Here is a 17,535-nt window from a genome sequence, read left to right as displayed (position 1 = left end):
ACCATATGCCGTTATCTAAAACAAAGAATAAGTAGAATAAAACCATTCCTTTGTACCCATACCCGTTTTTTCCCACAAATTAAAGCTTTTTGCGTAAAAAGACCAACTTCACTTCATTTTTTTACACAGCAAAAAACCTCTGCACATCCTGCAGAGGTTTTGTTTTATACTTGAACCGGCGTTGGTTCTTCAGCTGTTTGTTCGTGCTGTATAAGTCCGTAGTTTTCCCACGCTCGGCTTTTCCAGCGAAAAAACATAATAACTGCGCGCGTCCATTCATCGGCTGCGATGGCAAGCCAAATGCCAGCGAGCCCCATGTCTAAATGGAAAACGAAGAAATAACCGAGCGGCAAGCTCATCATGACCATCGACATCGCACCAATTAACACCGGATATTTGGCATCTCCCGCTGCCCGCAGCGAGTTAATCAGCACAATGTTCATCGTTCTTCCCGTTTCAAGCACAATGCTCAGAAGCAGCACCGTCGCCCCAAGCTCAATGATATGCGGATTGTCTGTAAACACGCTGATCAGTTGTGTTCTGAATGTCATCACAAGAACAACCATCATCATCGTTACGGCACTGGCCCATTTGACGCTTTTCCATACGCGATGGTACGCTTCATCTTTTTCGTTTCCGCCTACTAAACGGCCGACAATAATCGCTGTACCCATTCCAATTGCAATGGCAAATAAGTAAATGAACATTGAAATATTCATCGCGTACTGTCTCGCAGCAAGCGATTCTGCTCCTAGGTAGGTTGCATAGTATAAAAAGACAATTTGACAGCCTTGATACATCACTTGTTCAAAAGCCGACGGAATACCAATTTTTAAAATTTTACCGATATATTCTTTTGAAAGCGTAATGTAGTATTGAAATTTCACTCTATATTCCATCACTTGATACAGCAGCCAAAAGAACACAATAAGGGCAACGAATCGGCTGAACGCAGATGAAATTGCTGCTCCTTGTACGCCCATTTCCGGAAAGCCGAACTTCCCGAAGATTAAAGCATAGTTTCCTGCAATATGAAAAATGTTCATTCCAAGTGAAACAAACATTGCCTGCTTCGTAAAGCCATGTACGCGAATAATCGCTGCAAGAGAGTTGATAATCGCTTGAAGAAAAATAGCTCCTCCAACGATGGATAAATAGCTTTGTGCATACATCAGCACGTCACCTTGTAAGTTCATCGCTTCCATCATATGTCTTGAAAACAAAAGAAAACCCGCGCTAATGACTAGCCCGACTCCTAAATTTAACGTAACGGCCAAAGCAGAAATCTTTGACGCTTCCATATACCGTTTTGATCCTAAATACTGAGAGACAACAATTGCCGCTCCGTTACCAATGACCTCTAACACCAAAATCGCAATGTGAAGGTATTGATTGGCTGCTCCGACTCCTGATACGGCATCATCCGACAGCGCACTTAGCATAAAGGTATCTGCAATCCCCATTAACATAAAAAGAAACACTTCTAAAAAGATCGGCCACGTTAAGAAAAACAAATTCAGCTTTTCTTTTGGCCCTTTTTTTGTTTCGACCGCGGTCATCCCATCACCTTCTTTACCGATATCCAATTTCAAACAAGAAGTATCTTACCACACATTTCCTTTGTATACATCCCCTTTTTAGCACATTTTTTATTTTATTTGTTTAGGCATAAAAAAAGCCGCTTCCTTAGAGGAAGCAGCTTTTTTTCCGTTATTAAATTGAAATTTTCACTTCTGCGTTCATACCTGGAAGAACTTTATCTGATGCGTCATCAATTGAAATTTTCACCGGTACTTTTTGCGTTACTTTTGTGTAGTTTCCTGTATTTTGAGCAGGAAGCATAGAAGACACTGAGTTTGTTGCGCGACCGATTGCTTCAACATGGCCTTTAAAGACTTTACCTGAATCTCCGTCCACTGTAATGTCGACGCTGTCTCCTTCTTCTAAGTCACCTAGGTCTGTTTCTTTAATGTTTGCATTGATATAGATTTTAGATAAATCAGCTGTTTGTGCTAACACATCGCCAGCTTTTACTAATTGATTTTGAGATGCGTTGTTTTTAATAATTGTTCCGTCAATCATAGACGTTACGTCTGTTGATTTTTCGCCTTCTTTTAAGCTTCCAACAGAATCACCTTGAGAAACGCTATCTCCTTCTTTTACATTCCATTCGCTTAACTGACCGTTAGCTGAAGCGATGACTTGTGAAAGCGGTGCTTCTACCTGCGCTTCATCTGTTTTAACGTAATTTGCTTTTTCGTAGAAATAATATCCACCAAAGCCTACTAGTAATAAAATCACAATGATTCCAACAATGTTAGTAACCAATAAACGACTTTTACTCATCGGAATTCCTTCTTTCTATAGTTAGTATATTATACAGAGGTTTCTTCTGTTTGAGGTGCCGGCAGCATTTTTCTTTCTTCTTGCGGCTCAGCTTCTTCTTGAACCTCTTCTTTTTGAACAAGAATTCTATTTTCACCGCTCCACGCTTTACTTAGTGAAGCAATGAGCATAATTACGCCTAAAATACCAAGCATGAAAAATAAGTTGTGATACGCATGTAAAATCGACGCTTTTTTAGCGCCTGCTACAACAGCCGTCACGGCCGATGTTTTTGCGTCTGCTTGACTCATTCCCATACCCATATAGCGTTTGATCATTTCAGATAGCTGCATCTTCACCTGAGGATCTACTGAGCTAATTTGACCTCGGAAATCTTCATAATAAATCGCGTTTTGTCGAACAACAAACCACCCAATCACAGGTGCTACAATCGCTCCTAATAAATTTCGAATGGAGTGCAGTGAAATGGAACGCATCGAAGCTTGATGTAAATCTCCGGCTAGTGCCGCTCCTAATGCACCGGATACCAGTGCCATACTAACACCCATACCAAAGAGCATAATGTGAACATATAAACTTACTAGTGATGTATCAGCTGATACGTTTACCCAGCTAAATCCTACAATGACAATGAGAAGTGATCCAATCGCTCCAAGATAACCTGGACCAAATTTGTCATATAAGAATGTCGTTGCAAATGCTGAAATCAGTACCCCAACAAAAAAGTATAAATAAAAATAAGAAAGCGTGGTGTACGATGCATTTTGCACATTTTGCATGACGCCATTAATACCTGCAATTGCTAAGATGTATGCCATATGACCGCCAATGGCCATAATTGTACCCGCAACTGGTTTTACGGCTAGCAGCGATTTTAATGGTACTAACGGATTTTCAGCCGCTAAATCAACTAAGACAAAAATGACAACTAACCCTGCTGCAGCTAGTAAGAACGGCCACACTTGGATAGAAGCAAATCCTTCGTATCTTAGTTCATACAGTGGATAAACTAATAAAATCATAATAAGGCTAAGAATAAAGATACTTTTCTTATCCACTGGACGGTCTTCTTGCTGAGTTGGATCATGAGCAGGTAATACCTTATATCCGATAAACAGAGAGACAAGAGAAGCAAGTATTCCTAAAACAAACACCCAGCGCCAATTATCCATGCTAAGAGATACAGCACCTAAAAAGGCTCCAATCGCCGTTGAACCGAACAGTCCGCCGATCGCTAATACTAAAAAGAAGTTTCGGATTTTATTCGGAAACGAGATCAGCGCAGCTGGAATAATGGTTAAAAACAGCATTCCTGAGCTTAAGCCTTGAATCAGACGACCAAGGGATAAAAACGCAACGTTTTCGGAAAAAACGTTGATAATCGAACCTGCTAAAAAGACTAAAACGAACGTTAAGTATGCTTTACGTACGCCATATTTTTTCGCAAGCATCGGACCAATTGGTACCCCAAGTCCAAATGCCAAGTTAGAAATAATAGATGGCAATAGTAAGCTTTGTGTACTCGCATCAAATCGATTTTGAATCAATACTTGATTGACCGTGTAAGATAAATTCAAAAAATACTGAGGGCCAATTGAAAATAGCGTTAAAATCGCCATAATTAAGTATTTAGGTACGCTTAAACCTTGTTTGTCGGAGGCTACTACTGGATTATTCTGACTCATATTTATTCCTCCTTTTATTAAATTCTTTTCATATGACTAACAATTCCTTACATATTTTATTGTACAAGTTGTATCATGCAAGTTATAGCAGCACTACATATTATACATCTTTTAATGAAGAAATCAACTTCTTTGTTTCAACTTAAAAAGACTATTTTTCAATAGCCTTTTTGTTCATCTATATGTATTCGCTTTAACATCCATTACTGCGCCATCTTTTAAAATCAAGATTCAAGCGTGATAAACTTTTTTCCAGTGCCAAAACCTCTTCTTCCGACCAATTTTCTAACACTTCAGCATAGGCTTGTTTACGCTTGCTTTGTACATGCTGCAAAATACCTTTCCCTGCATCCGTCATTTCAATTAAACTAATCCGCCCATTTTCTGGACTCGGAAAGCGACGAACAAACTGTTTAGTCTCAAGCGCAGATACTTGCCGGCTAGCTGTAGATAAGCTCAGCTTTAAATTTTCAGCTAATGCATTAATCCCGAGCGGACTGCGCTGATCTAGCTCGCTTAACAGTAAATACTCAGAACGGTCCAAGCTTCCAAGCTTAGGACTGTGCGTCGTTGTTAGACGAACAAGCAGCGCAATTTCGTGTTCAATGGTTTGCAGCGAGTCTCGCTTCACCTCTGTCTCCCCCTTTATCTCATGAAACATTCTGTACTTTTTAATATGTTTACTATACCGCAACCGTTCGCGTGAACCAACCTTTTTTCCGTTTTTCTTCTATTATATAGAAAGATATCATAGATGAGGTACATTTAATTCCAACATCACAGGACAGTGGTCGCTTCCCATTACATGCGGATGAATAGCAGCTTCTTGAATAACATCTTTGATTCTCTCCGAGACGATAAAATAATCAATGCGCCATCCGATATTTCGTTCTCTCACTTTGTTCATATACGACCACCACGTGTATGCTCCTTCTTGATTCGGATACAAATAGCGAAATGTATCAAGAAATCCGCTAGCAAGAAGCGTCGTCATTTTTCCTCGCTCTTCTATTGTAAAACCAGAATTCCCTCGGTTTGGCTTCGGATTACGCAAGTCAATTTCTGCGTGTGCTACGTTTAAGTCTCCGCACAAAATCACCGCTTTACGGCTATTTAATTTGTTTAAGTACACGAGCAGATCGTCTTCCCATTGAAGCCTTTCTTCAAGCCTTGCTAAATCTCTTTTAGAATTTGGCGTATACACATTTACTACATAGCATTGTTCAAATTCAAGCGTAATGATACGTCCTTCGTCTTCCGATTCTTTATCCACACCGTATGAAACCGATAAAGGCTTCTGCTTTGTAAAAACAGCCGTTCCGGAATAGCCTTTTTTCACGGCGTAATTCCAATACTGATAATACCCTTCTAGCTGCAAATCAATTTGGCCTTCCTGCAGCTTCGTCTCTTGAATACAAAATACATCCGCATTTACTTCTTGAAAATAATCTAAAAAACCTTTTCGCACACACGCGCGAATGCCATTTACGTTCCAGGAAATCAACTTCATAAACTGTCCACGTTCTCCTCACTTGATTTATGTATCAGTGTTTAGTGTAGACAATTTTTTGCACGAGTTCAAATAATTTAAAGAGTACCCTTCTTTTTAAGGTATTCCTGATATTTCTTCTTATTTTATTTTCTGTACCTCAAACACTAGATACAAGAGGTGAAACATAATGTCAACAAACTACACGTATGAAAATAACGAAGAAGTTTCTACTGTTTCTAAAAAAGAAGAGCATCCTACTAAAGAATGCGAAACACAGAATCAAACGGCGCTTACCAAAGAAGATTTTTCTTTAAATGATTCTGCCATTAAGCACTTCAGCAGATAATGGCTCCGCAAAAATAGAGGTTGAGACATAGTTAAGTAGGCGAAACCTTCGTTTACCAAACCAATAAAAAGATCCGAACGATTTATCGTTCGGATCTTCCTTAAACTATTCCTACCCTAAGTTCTTTCTTTACGAAATAAAGCTGCGAATCGTATCTGCCACAAGTTCATGATCTTCTTCTTGCGACATACCTGATACGGTAATGGTTCCAATTACGCCGACGTTTTTAACCGAAATTGGAAATGACCCTCCTACTGCTTCGAATTCCTGAGGATTCGCTGCGTAAAACTGCGCGTAAGAACGATCTTTTAACTCGCAGTACAGCTTCATATAATACGAGCTGTGATGGTGACGAAGAACGGTGTTTGATTTTCGTTTTATCCATTCTTCATGATCGGGAATAGCCCCTTCCATCGCATGTTGAAAGAGAGTTTGACCATTTCGTTTAATACTTACGGTTACTGCCTTATCTTTGCTTTTCGCTTCATTAATAATGGCCGTGCCGATCTGTAACGCCTGGTCATTTGTAAATTGATGAAAGATTAGTTCTTTTTCCTGTTGAACTACTTTTTCAAGCAGCGTCTCTGTCGAATGATTACTCACTGTTTCTCGCTCCTTAGTTAAAATAAACCGCTCGTTTTTCTTTGCTGCTTTCAAATGCCGCTTCGATAACTTTAACCACGTCACGAGCTTCTTCTGCTGAAACCGGAAGCTCTTCTCCTCGAAGCAGGCTGTCGGCGATTTTTTGATAATACATTACGTAAGAACCGTGCAGCGTTTCAATTTCTGTTGTTTCTCCTTCCCCTGTTGTCAGCTTACCGTAGTGTTCAGGACGATCCGCTCCCCACGTATCATCCACAGGCTTCTTGCCAGCTCTTAGCATATCTTCTTGGCCGTCAATTCCGTATTTGATATAGCTTGCTTTTGTTCCGTGAACTTGAAAGCGAGGCCCGTTGCTTGGCACAATGGCGCTTGAATGTAAAATAACACGAAGAGAACCGTATCCAAGCACTAAGTGGAAGTAATCATCCGTGCGTGCATGATCTCGCTGCCCAAACACATCAGCTTGAACAAAGTCAGGCATTCCAAAAAGATGTAAAGCTTGGTCAATTAAATGAGATCCTAAATCGTAAAGCGCTCCTGACCCAGGTCCTTCATTTTCTCTCCAGCGGTCTCGAACAGCTGGACGATAGCGATCAAAATGAGCTTCATACATTTTTACGTCGCCTAATTTCCCTTCTTCAATCAGCTGTTTCACTGTCAAATAATCATTGTCCCATCTACGGTTATGATAGACGCTTAGTTGAACACCTTGTTCTTTTGCTAATTGAATTAATTCATTTGCTTCTTTTTCGGATACCACCATCGGCTTTTCAACAATTACGTGCTTACCTGCGCGTAGTGCGTCTTTCACCATTTCATAGTGCATGCCGCTAGGCGTTGTAATAATCACTAAATCAACGCTGTCATCTTCTAGAAGTTCAGACAGAGTGCTCACTACTTCAACATCTTCTAAGTCGCTCTTTACTTTTTCAGGATTTGAACTCATTACCTTTGAAATATGAAATTCGTCTAACACGCTTAAAAGCGGCGTGTGAAAGACCGTTGCTGAAAATCCGTATCCTACTAATCCTACTTTTATTTTTTTCATCGTTTTTCCTCTCCTTTATCAAAATCTGTGACGATAAGCCGCACTTGATTTTGTTCTATTTTTTCTTTTACATCCGCTTCTGGGTCTTTATTTGTAATTAAGATATCAATGTCGCTCATATCACATACTCGATGTAAAAATTCACGTTCAAACTTCGTATGATCCGCAAGCATAATCACTTGTCTTGCACATTGAATCATCTGTCTTTTTAAAAACGCTTCTTCTTCACTTGGAGACGTAATAGCATCTGCACCAACGCCGCACGTACCTAAAAACAGCTGATCTACTTTGTATTCCTGCAACGTAGAAATCGTTCTTGGCCCGGTGACGTTACGGTTTTTCCCGTTAAACTTGCCCGGCAGCAAAAACGTATCACACGGGGTATATTGATCGAGCAAATCCACATTATCAATGGAATTTGTAATAACGTTTACATGCTTTACATCCATATACTTTGCCATCAGTGCGATGGTAGAAGACGTATCTAAAAGCACGTCATACCCCTCCGACATTAACGCAGCTGCTTCTTTAGCAATTTGTTCTTTCGCTTTGGTAGGCGTTCGCTCACTGTAATCGATGATATGACTTGACGATAGCGTCGCTCCGCCTTTGACTCTCATAACCTCACCGTGTTCTTCAAGCTTGACTAAATCGCGTCTCGCCGTATCTTTTGAAACGGTGAACATATCGCAAATTTCGTCTAATGTAATCGTGCGGTGTGTGTGAAGGTATTCAATAATCGCACTCATGCGCTGCTCTTGATACACCCGAATACCCTCCTTTTTTACTTTGATATGAGCTAATTGTAGCGCAAAGAAAAGTTAAAAACCAGAAAAAAACTTAAAAAAATTAAGTTTTTTGCTTTTTTAACTTAAATTATAAAAGTACACAAACGTCTTCTGGAAATAACTATCTTATTTTGGATAATACTTCTTTTATATCTGATACCCTTTCACGCTTTTGACTAATCGCTTATGATTTAGATTTCTAGCAAACAAACGTATGTGCAAAAAAAGCGGGAATCTTTACGATTCCCGCTTTTTCGTTACATCTTATGTTCAAGCGCCTTGAAGTTTTTTTGAAATTGCTCCAAGCGAACAAGTCCTTCTTCACGAAGGCGTTTATTTTCTTCTTCAATTGCTTTTGTTTCCTGCATTCCTTTCATAATAATATTCCACGTTTGTTCCATCGTTTCTACTTTTACGCTAGGGGCACCGGACATTTTGGCGATTTTAACACTTTGCTGTGAAATATTTTCTGCATTTCGAATGAGCAGTTCATTTGTGCGTTTGTCTAATTCGTTCATAGACTCCGCTACTAAATTTTGACGCTTTGCTGCAATTGCGTTAATGAGTCCATTTTTAAAAATAGGAATCGTTGTAATAAACGCGGAATTGATTTTGCCGATCAGCTTTGTATTTCCTCGCTGCAGCATACGGATTTGAGGAGCGGATTGATAAGATACTTGTTTTGCCATTTCTAAATCATATAATCGCTGTTCCATTAGCTCAACCGCATTTTTTAAGGTTTGAAGCTCCATTGCCGCCAGCTGATTTCCACTCGACGCTCTTTCTTCAAGCACCTTTAGCTCTTGTTTTAACTCTTCTACTTTCACTTCGCCCGCTACAATGTATTTTTCAAGCTCCATATAATACTGATAGTTTTGCTCGTAAAGCTGTTCAAGCGTTGTGGTTGAATGCTTCATTTCGGTTTCATATTTTGTGATTTCAACATATACTTTATCAATTTCAGAGCCCATCGTCTCATATTTTTGAAAGAGCTTGTCCACTATTTTTTGACCGCGTTTAAAAAGCTTAGAGAAAAACCCTTTATCTTCAACAAAATCCTTTGCATCAAATTTGTCCATAATCTTTCCAAGCTGCTTTAATAATTGACTTGACTCTTCCATGCTAGACGATTTAATTGTACTAAGCACTTTTCCGGAAAAAGAGGAAATTTCATTGGCTGTTTCTTTCCCATACTCAAGTAAAGCCAGCTGATTTTTATAATCAATTTGTTCTGCTAAGCGACGTACTTCCGGCTCTTCTCGCAGTTTTGCTTTTACTTCGTTAGGCTTTGTTTCTAAAACTTCTTCGGCTTCGTTTACATCTAAAGGCTGTAATTCATTTGTTGCCATTTAAAAACCCTTCTTTCTTTAAAAGATTCGTTTTAACCATTTTTGAATGAGCGACGGTTCTTTGAATTCTTCATTAAAGCTAATATCTTCTAGCCAGTGCATATCGAAATACTTTTCTTCGACGAACGCTTCTATATCCAGTTGACCGGTTGGATTAAAGAGAACAATATCAACGCCAAATTCATTTAATAGAAGCAGTAAAGCTGCATCTTCACGCGTAAACGCTTCTCGTTCATTTCCATGATAAATAATGAGACGGGGTACATGCTGCGTATAATCAAACTTTTGAAGCATGCGAATCACGTTGTTTGGAAGCTTCAAAGACTGATTAAACAAATACATTTGATGCTGATACGCATCTTCATGATCCAAGCGAAGGAGCTTTGAATGTGCACAATACCTAGAAATAGCTGCAGCGAGCCCTTTCTGAAGTCCGATAGGCAGCTCTTTATAGCGCCACCAGTTGCTTTCAATCATTCTATCAGGACTGAGCGTGCCATCACTTCCGAGAGCTCCTTGATAGTGAAAGTGATTATTTCCTTCTATTTTTTTAGCAAAAGGAACAGAATCAATCGTCAGAGCTAACTCATCTTCCGTTTGCATGAGCTCATGCACTTTACTCCAGTACTCTTTTCGGTTTTTAGAGATACCAAGTACTTTTGAAAACAAGACCGGCACGTGTACATATGGCTTGGACACTTGAAAATTAGGACGAATAAACGCCCGTTCTCTCATTAATAAAAAGATTTCATCATACGTCGTTTTAAGAGTAACTGAAGTTGGAAAATACGAACGAAATTGCCAAGGTTTATACAGCATGGACTCCTCTGAATGAAGCACTTGCTCAATTTCTTGAGAAGCTCGAAATGCTACCGTACCTTTTCGAACCGGTTTATCCGTTGGAAAAGGTACAAGAGAGCTAGTAGAAGGAAACGTATAAACCGTTGTTAAGTGCTGATTCTTATCTACTTCTTTTAAATGATCCTTTCCTTCTGGATGAAAGGTAAGGACGTCAAAACCTAGTAAAATTAAATAATGGAGAAAATACTGCTCGCTTTTATTTGCATCCCCATACCACATGATGCGAGGCGCGTGCTCAGGAAATGCTTTATCGACCATCCAAGGTTTTACATGATTCCACTGCCACTTTATTAAATCGATTAATACGCGTTGAAAATGCCCGTCCATAAAGCCCTCTGCGTGCTGTTCTTTAAAACACGTTAACGTTTCAATAAATTTTTCACGTACTCTTCTATGTATAGCGGGATTTTCTGACTTCACGATCAGCTTTTTCCCTTCTAAAAAAGCAAATAGCCGATTGACAGAAAGGCCGCGTTCTTCTTGATTAATTTTAAGGATCGTTTGTACTTCTTTTAATCTATCATTAGAAATCGACTTATCAAGCTTATCGTACAGGACAAGGATCGATGGTGATGAATGCGCAAGTTCATAAAGAAAATCTGCGTACTCGTCCGCATCAAGATGAGTGCCTACATATCTGCCTGCCACTTGTTTATAGGTAGTTTGCTGTTCATTTTGTATAAAGTCACCTCGCAGAGAAACATCTTTAGAAAAAAGAGAAGTTCCATCCTCCTCGTTAAGATTAATCATATGAGGATCAATTAATTTACTCACACCTTACAGCTCCTTTCTTTTCAGACATATACATGCTAAAAAGAAAGGGTACTCGTTAAAGCACCCTTTCTTTTTCATTTATCGCATGCCTTTTTTATACGGATAGTCCGTAGTTGCGGCAAAGATCGGCCAATCCGCCAGAAAAACCGCTGCCAATGGCATTAAATTTCCAGTCGTTTCCGTGCTTGTATAGCTCACACACCACAACAGCTGTTTCGATTGAAAAATCTTCGCCTAAATCATAACGAAGCACTTCTTCATTTGTTTGGGCGTCAATGAGACGAACAAACGCGTTGGATACTTGTCCAAAGTTTTGTCCGCGAGCATCTGCGTCGTGAATCGTGACGCTAATTCCGATTTTTTCAACGTGGTCAGGAAGAAGAGAAAAATCAACGGCGATTTGCTCATCGTCTCCATCTCCTGCACCTGTACGGTTGTCACCGGTATGCTCCACAGCTCCGTTTGGACTTTTTAAATTGTTGTAAAAAACAAACTCTTCGTCATTTACGACTTGGCTTGATTTATTGGCTAAAAATGCACATGCATCTAAATCGAAGTCCTGAGACCCAGCATATTTATTTGTATCCCACCCAAGACCTACTATTACTTTTGTTAAGCCTGGGTTCGTTTTGGTTAGGTCAATGCGCTGACCTTTTGATAAAGAAATTGACATAAAAACATCCTCCGTACATTTTCTTACTTTAATGATTAGGCGTTTAAACCAAAGTCGTTTACAAGTGCCGCCAAGCCGCCTTGATAGCCGCTGCCAATGGCATTGAACTTCCATTCTCCACCGTGTCGATACAGCTCGCCTACCACGACCGCTGTTTCAATCGAGAAGTCTTCACCTAAATCATAACGAATTAACTCTTCGTCATTTGTTGCATTTAAAATACGAACGTAGGCGTTGCTTACTTGGCCAAAGTTTTGACCGCGTGCTTCCCCTTCATGGATCGTAATGGTGAACGCAATACGTTCAATAGATTGAGGCACATTTTTCAAATCTACTTGAACCTGCTCATCGTCTCCTTCACCTACGCCTGTACGGTTATCTCCGGTATGCTCGACCGCTCCGTTTGCACCCGTCGTATTGTTGTAAAAAATAAAATCAGATTCTGAAGCGCATTTTCCCGCTCCGTTTAATAAAAAGACAGATGAATCTAAATCAAAATCGTTTCCACCGTCATACTTATTTACATCCCACCCAAGACCTACTACTACGTTTGTTAATCCTGGATTCGTTTTTGTTAAATCTACTTTTTGTCCTTTTGAAAGATTAATAGCCATTTCGTTTCCCTCTTTTCTAGTTGTTTATTTTGTATATTTGTTTGCAATTTCAGCCAATCCAGTATCTCTCGTTGCATCTCCAGTTGCTGAAAACTTCCACTCTTTTCCGTCTCGATAAATTTCACCTGCAAATAAAGCTGTTGCTCCTGAATGATCTTCAGATAGATTAAAGTGTACAAGCTCTTCGTTTTTAGCACTGTCCACAACACGGATAAAAGCATTTTTAATCATACCGAAATCTTGGTTTCGCTCAACACACTGATAGATGTTGACTACAAACACAAGTTTATGTACGTTTCCAGGAACATTTTTTAAATTAACAAAAATTTGTTCATCGTCCCCTTCACCTGCTCCGGTAAGATTATCGCCTGAATGCTTGACGCTTCCACAGTTACTATGACGATTTCCAAAATACACAACGGCTGAGTTACTTACAAGTTTATCGTTCGAATTGAGCATAAGAACAGATGCATCGCAGTCAATCTCTGGGCCGCTTCCTCCAAAACCAAAAAAGCTGCGTTTTTTTACAGGATCCCATCCTAATCCAACCGTAATAGAAGATAACCCTTCTCTTCCCTTTGTTAAATCAATTTTCTGCCCTTTTTGTAGATTAATAGCCACGTTTATTTACTCCTTTACTATAGCGAACACATTCTTTTACAGGTTCTATATAACTTTACATAATAGCGTAGATAAATGAAAAAATAGTGAAATCTTTGATACTATTTTTAACGTTTACGTAAGTCTTCTTATGGAGAGAATACCACAATTTGGTGATTGTTTCAAAAATTAAGCTATGTTTTATAACGTAAATTCATTGACTGAGAGTTTAAAATTTAAGTTAAACTATTAAAAAAAGGCTGTCTCTAAACCGGAAATCCGAGTTATGAGACAGCCTTTTTTGGCTTATTGAGCTATTTTTAAAGTCGGTTCTTGCTGTTCAGCTGTTTTAGAAGCTGCCACGTTTTGAATACGGCCTTCAGCTTTGTATTCAAACGGGCTCTGAAGTGTTTTAATATAGTTTACCGTTGCTTGTAAATCTTCTGGTCCCACTTCCATATCTGACGAAAGTGCACCAATACCATACTTTTCATTTCCGTACATGTAGTTATTCACTACTACCGTATATTCTTTTTCTTTGTCGATTTTACTTCCATCTGGTAGCGTAATATCGACTACTTTATTTGTGCTTCCATTCCACGTATAGTTAAAGCCTGCAATATGGAAATCTAGTCCAGATGATGTAATTTGATTATTTAACACCGTTTCTAAATCCGCTCCGCTTAGCTTTACTTTATTTAAGACGTTGCCAAACGGCTGAATCGCAAACAAATCACCGTATGTCACATCACCAGCATCAAGCTGTGAACGAACGCCTCCGCCATTCATTAAAGCAAAGTCAGCGTTCATTTCTGCTTTCATACCGTCAGCAATTAAGTTTCCAAGCGCGATATCCCCTGTTGCTTCGCTAGAAGGATAGCCTTTTGCCAAATCTGTAGATGAATTCCCAACCACTTGTGCTTTAATAGGCGCTGCTAAATCTTCGTACTTTTTCATAATGCTTGAAACTTCAGGATCTGGCGTATAGTCTTTTTGGTATACGGTCACAATTTTTGCATCTTTTTTCACGATGTCACCCGTGTTATCAATTTCAACGTCTACGTCAGAAAACGCTGAGCCGTATGAATAAGCTTGAACGATTAGTTTGTTATCTACTACTTTGTTGTTGTATACGTGATTGTGAGCTGAAAAGATCACGTCAACTTCATCGTCAACTTTTTTAGCGATATCTGCTGCATCAAACTCGGTAGACGTTCCATTTTGATTAGATGGATTATGAGCAAGTACCACAATGGCTTTAATACCTTGCTTTTTCAACTCTGCCGTGTATTTATCAATTGCTTCTGCTTCGTCCGTAATTTTTAAGTTTTCATTTCCTTTACGAACAATCATGCTTGGCGTTTCTTGTGTTACAACGCCGATGAAGCCGATTTTTTTACCGCCTACTTCTTTTATTGCATAAGGTTCTGTAATTAATTTATTCGTTGAAGTATCATAAGCATTTGCCGCTACTACTGGGAAATTCATGCCGTCGTATCCTTTTGTTCCTTTTGGATGGTCTCCGCCTTCAATCATACGGTGAAGCTCAGCAATACCTTCATCAAACTCATGGTTTCCAAGCGTCCCTACATCAAATCCAAGCGATTCCATCACTTCAACCGTTGGCTCGTCTTGAAACAGCGCTGAAACTAGCGGACTTCCGCCAATCATGTCTCCTGCATGAACTAAAAGCGTATTCGGATTTTCAGCTTCTTGTTTACGAATAGCTGCTGCTGTATATTTCATATTTCCAGCTAACAGCGATTGGCCATTTGAATTGATTTTTGTATCTGTATCGAGCTGACCGTGAAGGTCGTTCATGCCTAACAGCTGAATCTTTGTATTATCTTTTGATTCGCCGTTTAAATTAATTTTGTAAATGCCGAATCCTTTGTCGTCCGTTTTATTTGTATACGTAATGTTACTTCCTTCAGTTAAATAGCTTTCTCCGCGCGGTGAGCTTGTGAACGTCACGTTAGCCGTTCCGTTAATTGGTGCAATGGACCAGTTATCATCAGCTGTCGGCGTAATTTCTTTTTGTTCGGTGATGTAGTCCATTAGAATTTGACGGTTTTCATCCGCTGAATCCACCACAAGCTCGCTTCCTTTTAGACCAGGGAAGTTTCCGCCTCCGCCAGCTCGGTAGTTATTTGTCACAACGATAAACTCTTGATTCGGGTCAACTGGTTTACCGTTATACGTTAAGTTAACAACTCGGCTTGAATCTGCGTGAATCACGTTTCCATTCACATCGTATTTTGCTGGTTTTGTCACGTCGATTTGGTATTGAACGCCGTCAATGACGTCAAAATTATAAACAGGGAAGCTTGGGTTTAATAATTCCTGCTCTTCTGTTTTGTTCGGTGTAATTTGATTAAATTTACCGGCAGACATATCAATCCAGTCTTTTACAACAGAACCTTTTACTTTAACCGCTTTTAACGTGTTGTCATATAGATACAGGTCGCCAGCGCTTCGGATCGTTAAGTCACCTTTTTTAATTTCCGTATATTCATCAACGCCGTTTCTTCCTGCTTTAAAAGGCGCTCCCACTGATAAAATCGGAAGGTCTTTATATTCCGGCTTGTTTTGAGAAACGTATTTTTCCACGTAGTCTTTTTGTGCATTTGTTACAACTTGAATAGAGGGATCATCTTTCACAAGAGAAAAATAGCTGTGAATATCATCCGTCGTTTTACCGATGGGTGTGTTCACATATTTAACCGTTGCATCGTGATCTTTTTGAACTGCTTTAACAACACCTTTATCCGGTTCTACCGTACTTTGCGTAACCGTTTTCCCTGACGCGTCTTTTACGTCTTTATACGTTTCACGCGTGGACGATTGAGAGTTTACTACTTTCCATTTTCCTTTTTCTTCTTTTAACGTTAAGTCAATTAAGCCAAGTGACCCTCCGCCGTAACCTGCTTGGACAGCCGGAACGCCGTTGATTGTTCCTTTTGCATTATCAACGCCAGGAAGAGGCTTTTTATCTGCTCCAAGGAACAAACCGTCTAGCGAAGCTTCCGTTTTAGCAGGGAAGACTTTATGCGTATGCGAAAACGTAATAGCATCAATGCCTTTTACTTCACTTAATGAGTAAATGACATCTTCCGTGTTTTGCTTGTTGCTGCTAAACCCGGAGTGAGCCATCGCGACAACTACGTCCGCGCCTTTTTTCTTCATTTCTGGAATGTACTTGTTGGCTGTTTCCACAATGCCTTTTGTAATGACTTTTCCATCAAGGTTTGCTTTATCCCAATCGTTAATTTGAGGAGGCACAAAGCCAATGAAACCAACTTTAATCGTTCGTTTCTTTCCATTTTCATCGACGACTTTTTTATTCATAATTTTATACGGCGTAAATTTATTTTTGTCGTTTTTCGGGTTGTTGTCATGATCATCAACGTAAACATTGGCATTTATGTAAGGAAAGTTCGCGTCGTTATACGCTTCTGTTAAGAAGTCTAATCCATAGTTGAACTCATGATTTCCAAGTGTTGCAATATCGTAATCCAGCTGATTCATGGCTTTAAATACAGGATGAACTTCACCTTTTTTCAGCGGGTTAATCTTGGCTTTATACGTGCCTAGAGGCGTTCCTTGAATGAGGTCTCCGTTATCTACTAATAAGCTGTTTTTTACTTCTTTTCGAGCATTTTTGATTAAGGTAGCGGTTTTAGCTAAACCTACTTTTTCATAAGGGGCGTCTTTGAAATAATCATAGTTTAATAGATTCGTATGAACATCAGTTGTTTCCATCAGGCGTATATTCACAAGCGCATCTTTTTTATTGTGGCCTTGATGCTTGCTTTGCTGTGAGCTTTGTCCAGGGTGACGTTCTTCTGCTCCTGCCTGTGTAGTTAGAAGCGGCATTGATAATAAAGAAAGTGCCAGTGATGTAGTTAGTATTTTCTTCGTTTTGCTGCGTTTGTTCTTTTTCATCTACCATTCACCTTTCAAGTAAGTTATCATCGCTATAAATCTAGCAACTGTTCAAAAATAGTATAGCAGAAAAGATTTATAAAGGATGTAAATTTTTTGATTTTTTAGTAAACCATTTGTATGCGTTTTATTAACTTTTTGTAAACCGAAAAATTTTTTTTAGTTTCTCTCTTTAAAACAAAGGACTATAGTTTTTATTAATTGGATGAACCCTCCTTTTTAAATGAGTCTTATTACCTAATACATCAACGTTCCCACGTTCTCTTTTCATTCAAAAAAAATTTATTTCAAGCGGTGTGTATATATGTACTATACATAGGATATGAAAAGCAGACATTAAGTTTGTCACAGCTTCTAACAAAATTTCGTAGATATAAAAAAGAAAGAGAAGGTTTTTCCTTCTAATTAATA

At 39.2% G+C, this 17,535-nt stretch carries 15 protein-coding genes; 1 reads left to right on the top strand and 14 read right to left on the bottom strand.

Annotation, left to right across the window (positions count from 1 at the left end; genetic code table 11):
• Positions 1 to 164 precede the first annotated feature (164 nt).
• The 5 genes from AC1VNJ_RS11965 to AC1VNJ_RS11945 form a co-directional block, all read right to left on the bottom strand.
• A complete protein-coding gene (locus tag AC1VNJ_RS11965) occupies positions 165 to 1,559 on the bottom strand; it encodes an MATE family efflux transporter (RefSeq protein WP_014459767.1) in 1,395 nt (464 codons plus the stop codon).
• Between the two features lie 154 nt (positions 1,560 to 1,713).
• Positions 1,714 to 2,346 (bottom strand): HlyD family secretion protein, encoded by a 633-nt coding sequence (locus tag AC1VNJ_RS11960; RefSeq protein ID WP_025751627.1) that lies wholly within the window; start codon positions 2,344 to 2,346, stop codon positions 1,714 to 1,716.
• 29 nt (positions 2,347 to 2,375) lie between these two features.
• On the bottom strand, positions 2,376 to 4,031 hold the full coding sequence (locus tag AC1VNJ_RS11955; protein ID WP_367071960.1) for an MFS transporter: 1,656 nt from the start codon (positions 4,029 to 4,031) through the stop codon (positions 2,376 to 2,378).
• 193 nt (positions 4,032 to 4,224) lie between these two features.
• On the bottom strand, positions 4,225 to 4,662 hold the full coding sequence (locus AC1VNJ_RS11950) for a MarR family winged helix-turn-helix transcriptional regulator (RefSeq protein ID WP_482640828.1): 438 nt from the start codon (positions 4,660 to 4,662) through the stop codon (positions 4,225 to 4,227).
• A gap of 117 nt (positions 4,663 to 4,779) precedes the next feature.
• On the bottom strand, positions 4,780 to 5,541 hold the full coding sequence (locus AC1VNJ_RS11945) for an exodeoxyribonuclease III (RefSeq protein ID WP_098432964.1): 762 nt from the start codon (positions 5,539 to 5,541) through the stop codon (positions 4,780 to 4,782).
• A gap of 169 nt (positions 5,542 to 5,710) precedes the next feature.
• Between AC1VNJ_RS11945 and AC1VNJ_RS11940 the strand changes: the two genes are divergently transcribed.
• A complete protein-coding gene (locus tag AC1VNJ_RS11940) occupies positions 5,711 to 5,869 on the top strand; it encodes a hypothetical protein (RefSeq protein ID WP_014459762.1) in 159 nt (52 codons plus the stop codon).
• Between the two features lie 129 nt (positions 5,870 to 5,998).
• Here the strand turns inward: AC1VNJ_RS11940 and AC1VNJ_RS11935 are convergent, their stop codons facing one another.
• The 9 genes from AC1VNJ_RS11935 to AC1VNJ_RS11895 all read right to left on the bottom strand — a co-directional run bounded on the left by AC1VNJ_RS11935 (position 5,999) and on the right by AC1VNJ_RS11895 (position 17,124).
• A complete protein-coding gene (locus tag AC1VNJ_RS11935) occupies positions 5,999 to 6,472 on the bottom strand; it encodes a heme-degrading domain-containing protein (RefSeq protein ID WP_311264596.1) in 474 nt (157 codons plus the stop codon).
• 13 nt (positions 6,473 to 6,485) lie between these two features.
• Positions 6,486 to 7,520, bottom strand: a complete 1,035-nt coding sequence (locus AC1VNJ_RS11930; protein WP_367071958.1) for an oxidoreductase — start codon at positions 7,518 to 7,520, stop codon at positions 6,486 to 6,488.
• Positions 7,517 to 8,287: a DeoR/GlpR family DNA-binding transcription regulator gene (locus AC1VNJ_RS11925; protein WP_033579226.1), complete on the bottom strand. Its 771-nt coding sequence runs from the start codon at positions 8,285 to 8,287 to the stop codon at positions 7,517 to 7,519. The genes AC1VNJ_RS11930 and AC1VNJ_RS11925 overlap by 4 nt, the downstream gene beginning before the upstream one ends.
• A 278-nt stretch (positions 8,288 to 8,565) precedes the next feature.
• A complete protein-coding gene (locus AC1VNJ_RS11920; RefSeq protein WP_221817373.1) occupies positions 8,566 to 9,657 on the bottom strand; it encodes a toxic anion resistance protein in 1,092 nt (363 codons plus the stop codon).
• Between the two features lie 18 nt (positions 9,658 to 9,675).
• The gene (locus tag AC1VNJ_RS11915) at positions 9,676 to 11,292 is read right to left on the bottom strand and encodes a YceG family protein (protein WP_367071956.1); all 1,617 of its coding nucleotides are present in this window, start codon (positions 11,290 to 11,292) and stop codon (positions 9,676 to 9,678) included.
• A gap of 94 nt (positions 11,293 to 11,386) precedes the next feature.
• The gene (locus tag AC1VNJ_RS11910) at positions 11,387 to 11,965 is read right to left on the bottom strand and encodes a TerD family protein (protein ID WP_028408240.1); all 579 of its coding nucleotides are present in this window, start codon (positions 11,963 to 11,965) and stop codon (positions 11,387 to 11,389) included.
• Positions 11,966 to 12,000: 35 nt separating this feature from the next.
• The gene (locus AC1VNJ_RS11905; protein WP_025751616.1) at positions 12,001 to 12,579 is read right to left on the bottom strand and encodes a TerD family protein; all 579 of its coding nucleotides are present in this window, start codon (positions 12,577 to 12,579) and stop codon (positions 12,001 to 12,003) included.
• Between the two features lie 24 nt (positions 12,580 to 12,603).
• On the bottom strand, positions 12,604 to 13,200 hold the full coding sequence (locus AC1VNJ_RS11900; protein ID WP_028408239.1) for a TerD family protein: 597 nt from the start codon (positions 13,198 to 13,200) through the stop codon (positions 12,604 to 12,606).
• A gap of 285 nt (positions 13,201 to 13,485) precedes the next feature.
• The gene (locus AC1VNJ_RS11895; protein WP_482640827.1) at positions 13,486 to 17,124 is read right to left on the bottom strand and encodes a multifunctional 2',3'-cyclic-nucleotide 2'-phosphodiesterase/3'-nucleotidase/5'-nucleotidase; all 3,639 of its coding nucleotides are present in this window, start codon (positions 17,122 to 17,124) and stop codon (positions 13,486 to 13,488) included.
• Between the last annotated feature and the right edge of the window lie 411 nt (positions 17,125 to 17,535).

It is taken from the genome of Priestia sp. 3CA3 (genome assembly GCF_056836725.1).
Note: the sequence above shows the minus strand (reverse complement) of the source record. Positions and strands in the feature narration are given on the sequence as shown.

What these genes read in the sequence shown, in the direction of transcription:
- AC1VNJ_RS11930 (WP_367071958.1), bottom strand. Translation starts at nt 7,520, where the DNA reads ATGAAAAAAATAAAAGTAGGATTAGTAGGATACGGATTTTCAGCAACG.
- AC1VNJ_RS11920 (WP_221817373.1), bottom strand. Translation starts at nt 9,657, where the DNA reads ATGGCAACAAATGAATTACAGCCTTTAGATGTAAACGAAGCCGAAGAA.
- AC1VNJ_RS11910 (WP_028408240.1), bottom strand. Translation starts at nt 11,965, where the DNA reads ATGTCAATTTCTTTATCAAAAGGTCAGCGCATTGACCTAACCAAAACG.
- AC1VNJ_RS11940 (WP_014459762.1), top strand. Translation starts at nt 5,711, where the DNA reads ATGTCAACAAACTACACGTATGAAAATAACGAAGAAGTTTCTACTGTT.
- AC1VNJ_RS11945 (WP_098432964.1), bottom strand. Translation starts at nt 5,541, where the DNA reads ATGAAGTTGATTTCCTGGAACGTAAATGGCATTCGCGCGTGTGTGCGA.
- AC1VNJ_RS11955 (WP_367071960.1), bottom strand. Translation starts at nt 4,031, where the DNA reads ATGAGTCAGAATAATCCAGTAGTAGCCTCCGACAAACAAGGTTTAAGC.
- AC1VNJ_RS11965 (WP_014459767.1), bottom strand. Translation starts at nt 1,559, where the DNA reads ATGACCGCGGTCGAAACAAAAAAAGGGCCAAAAGAAAAGCTGAATTTG.
- AC1VNJ_RS11960 (WP_025751627.1), bottom strand. Translation starts at nt 2,346, where the DNA reads ATGAGTAAAAGTCGTTTATTGGTTACTAACATTGTTGGAATCATTGTG.
- AC1VNJ_RS11905 (WP_025751616.1), bottom strand. Translation starts at nt 12,579, where the DNA reads ATGGCTATTAATCTTTCAAAAGGACAAAAAGTAGATTTAACAAAAACG.
- AC1VNJ_RS11895 (WP_482640827.1), bottom strand. Translation starts at nt 17,124, where the DNA reads ATGAAAAAGAACAAACGCAGCAAAACGAAGAAAATACTAACTACATCA.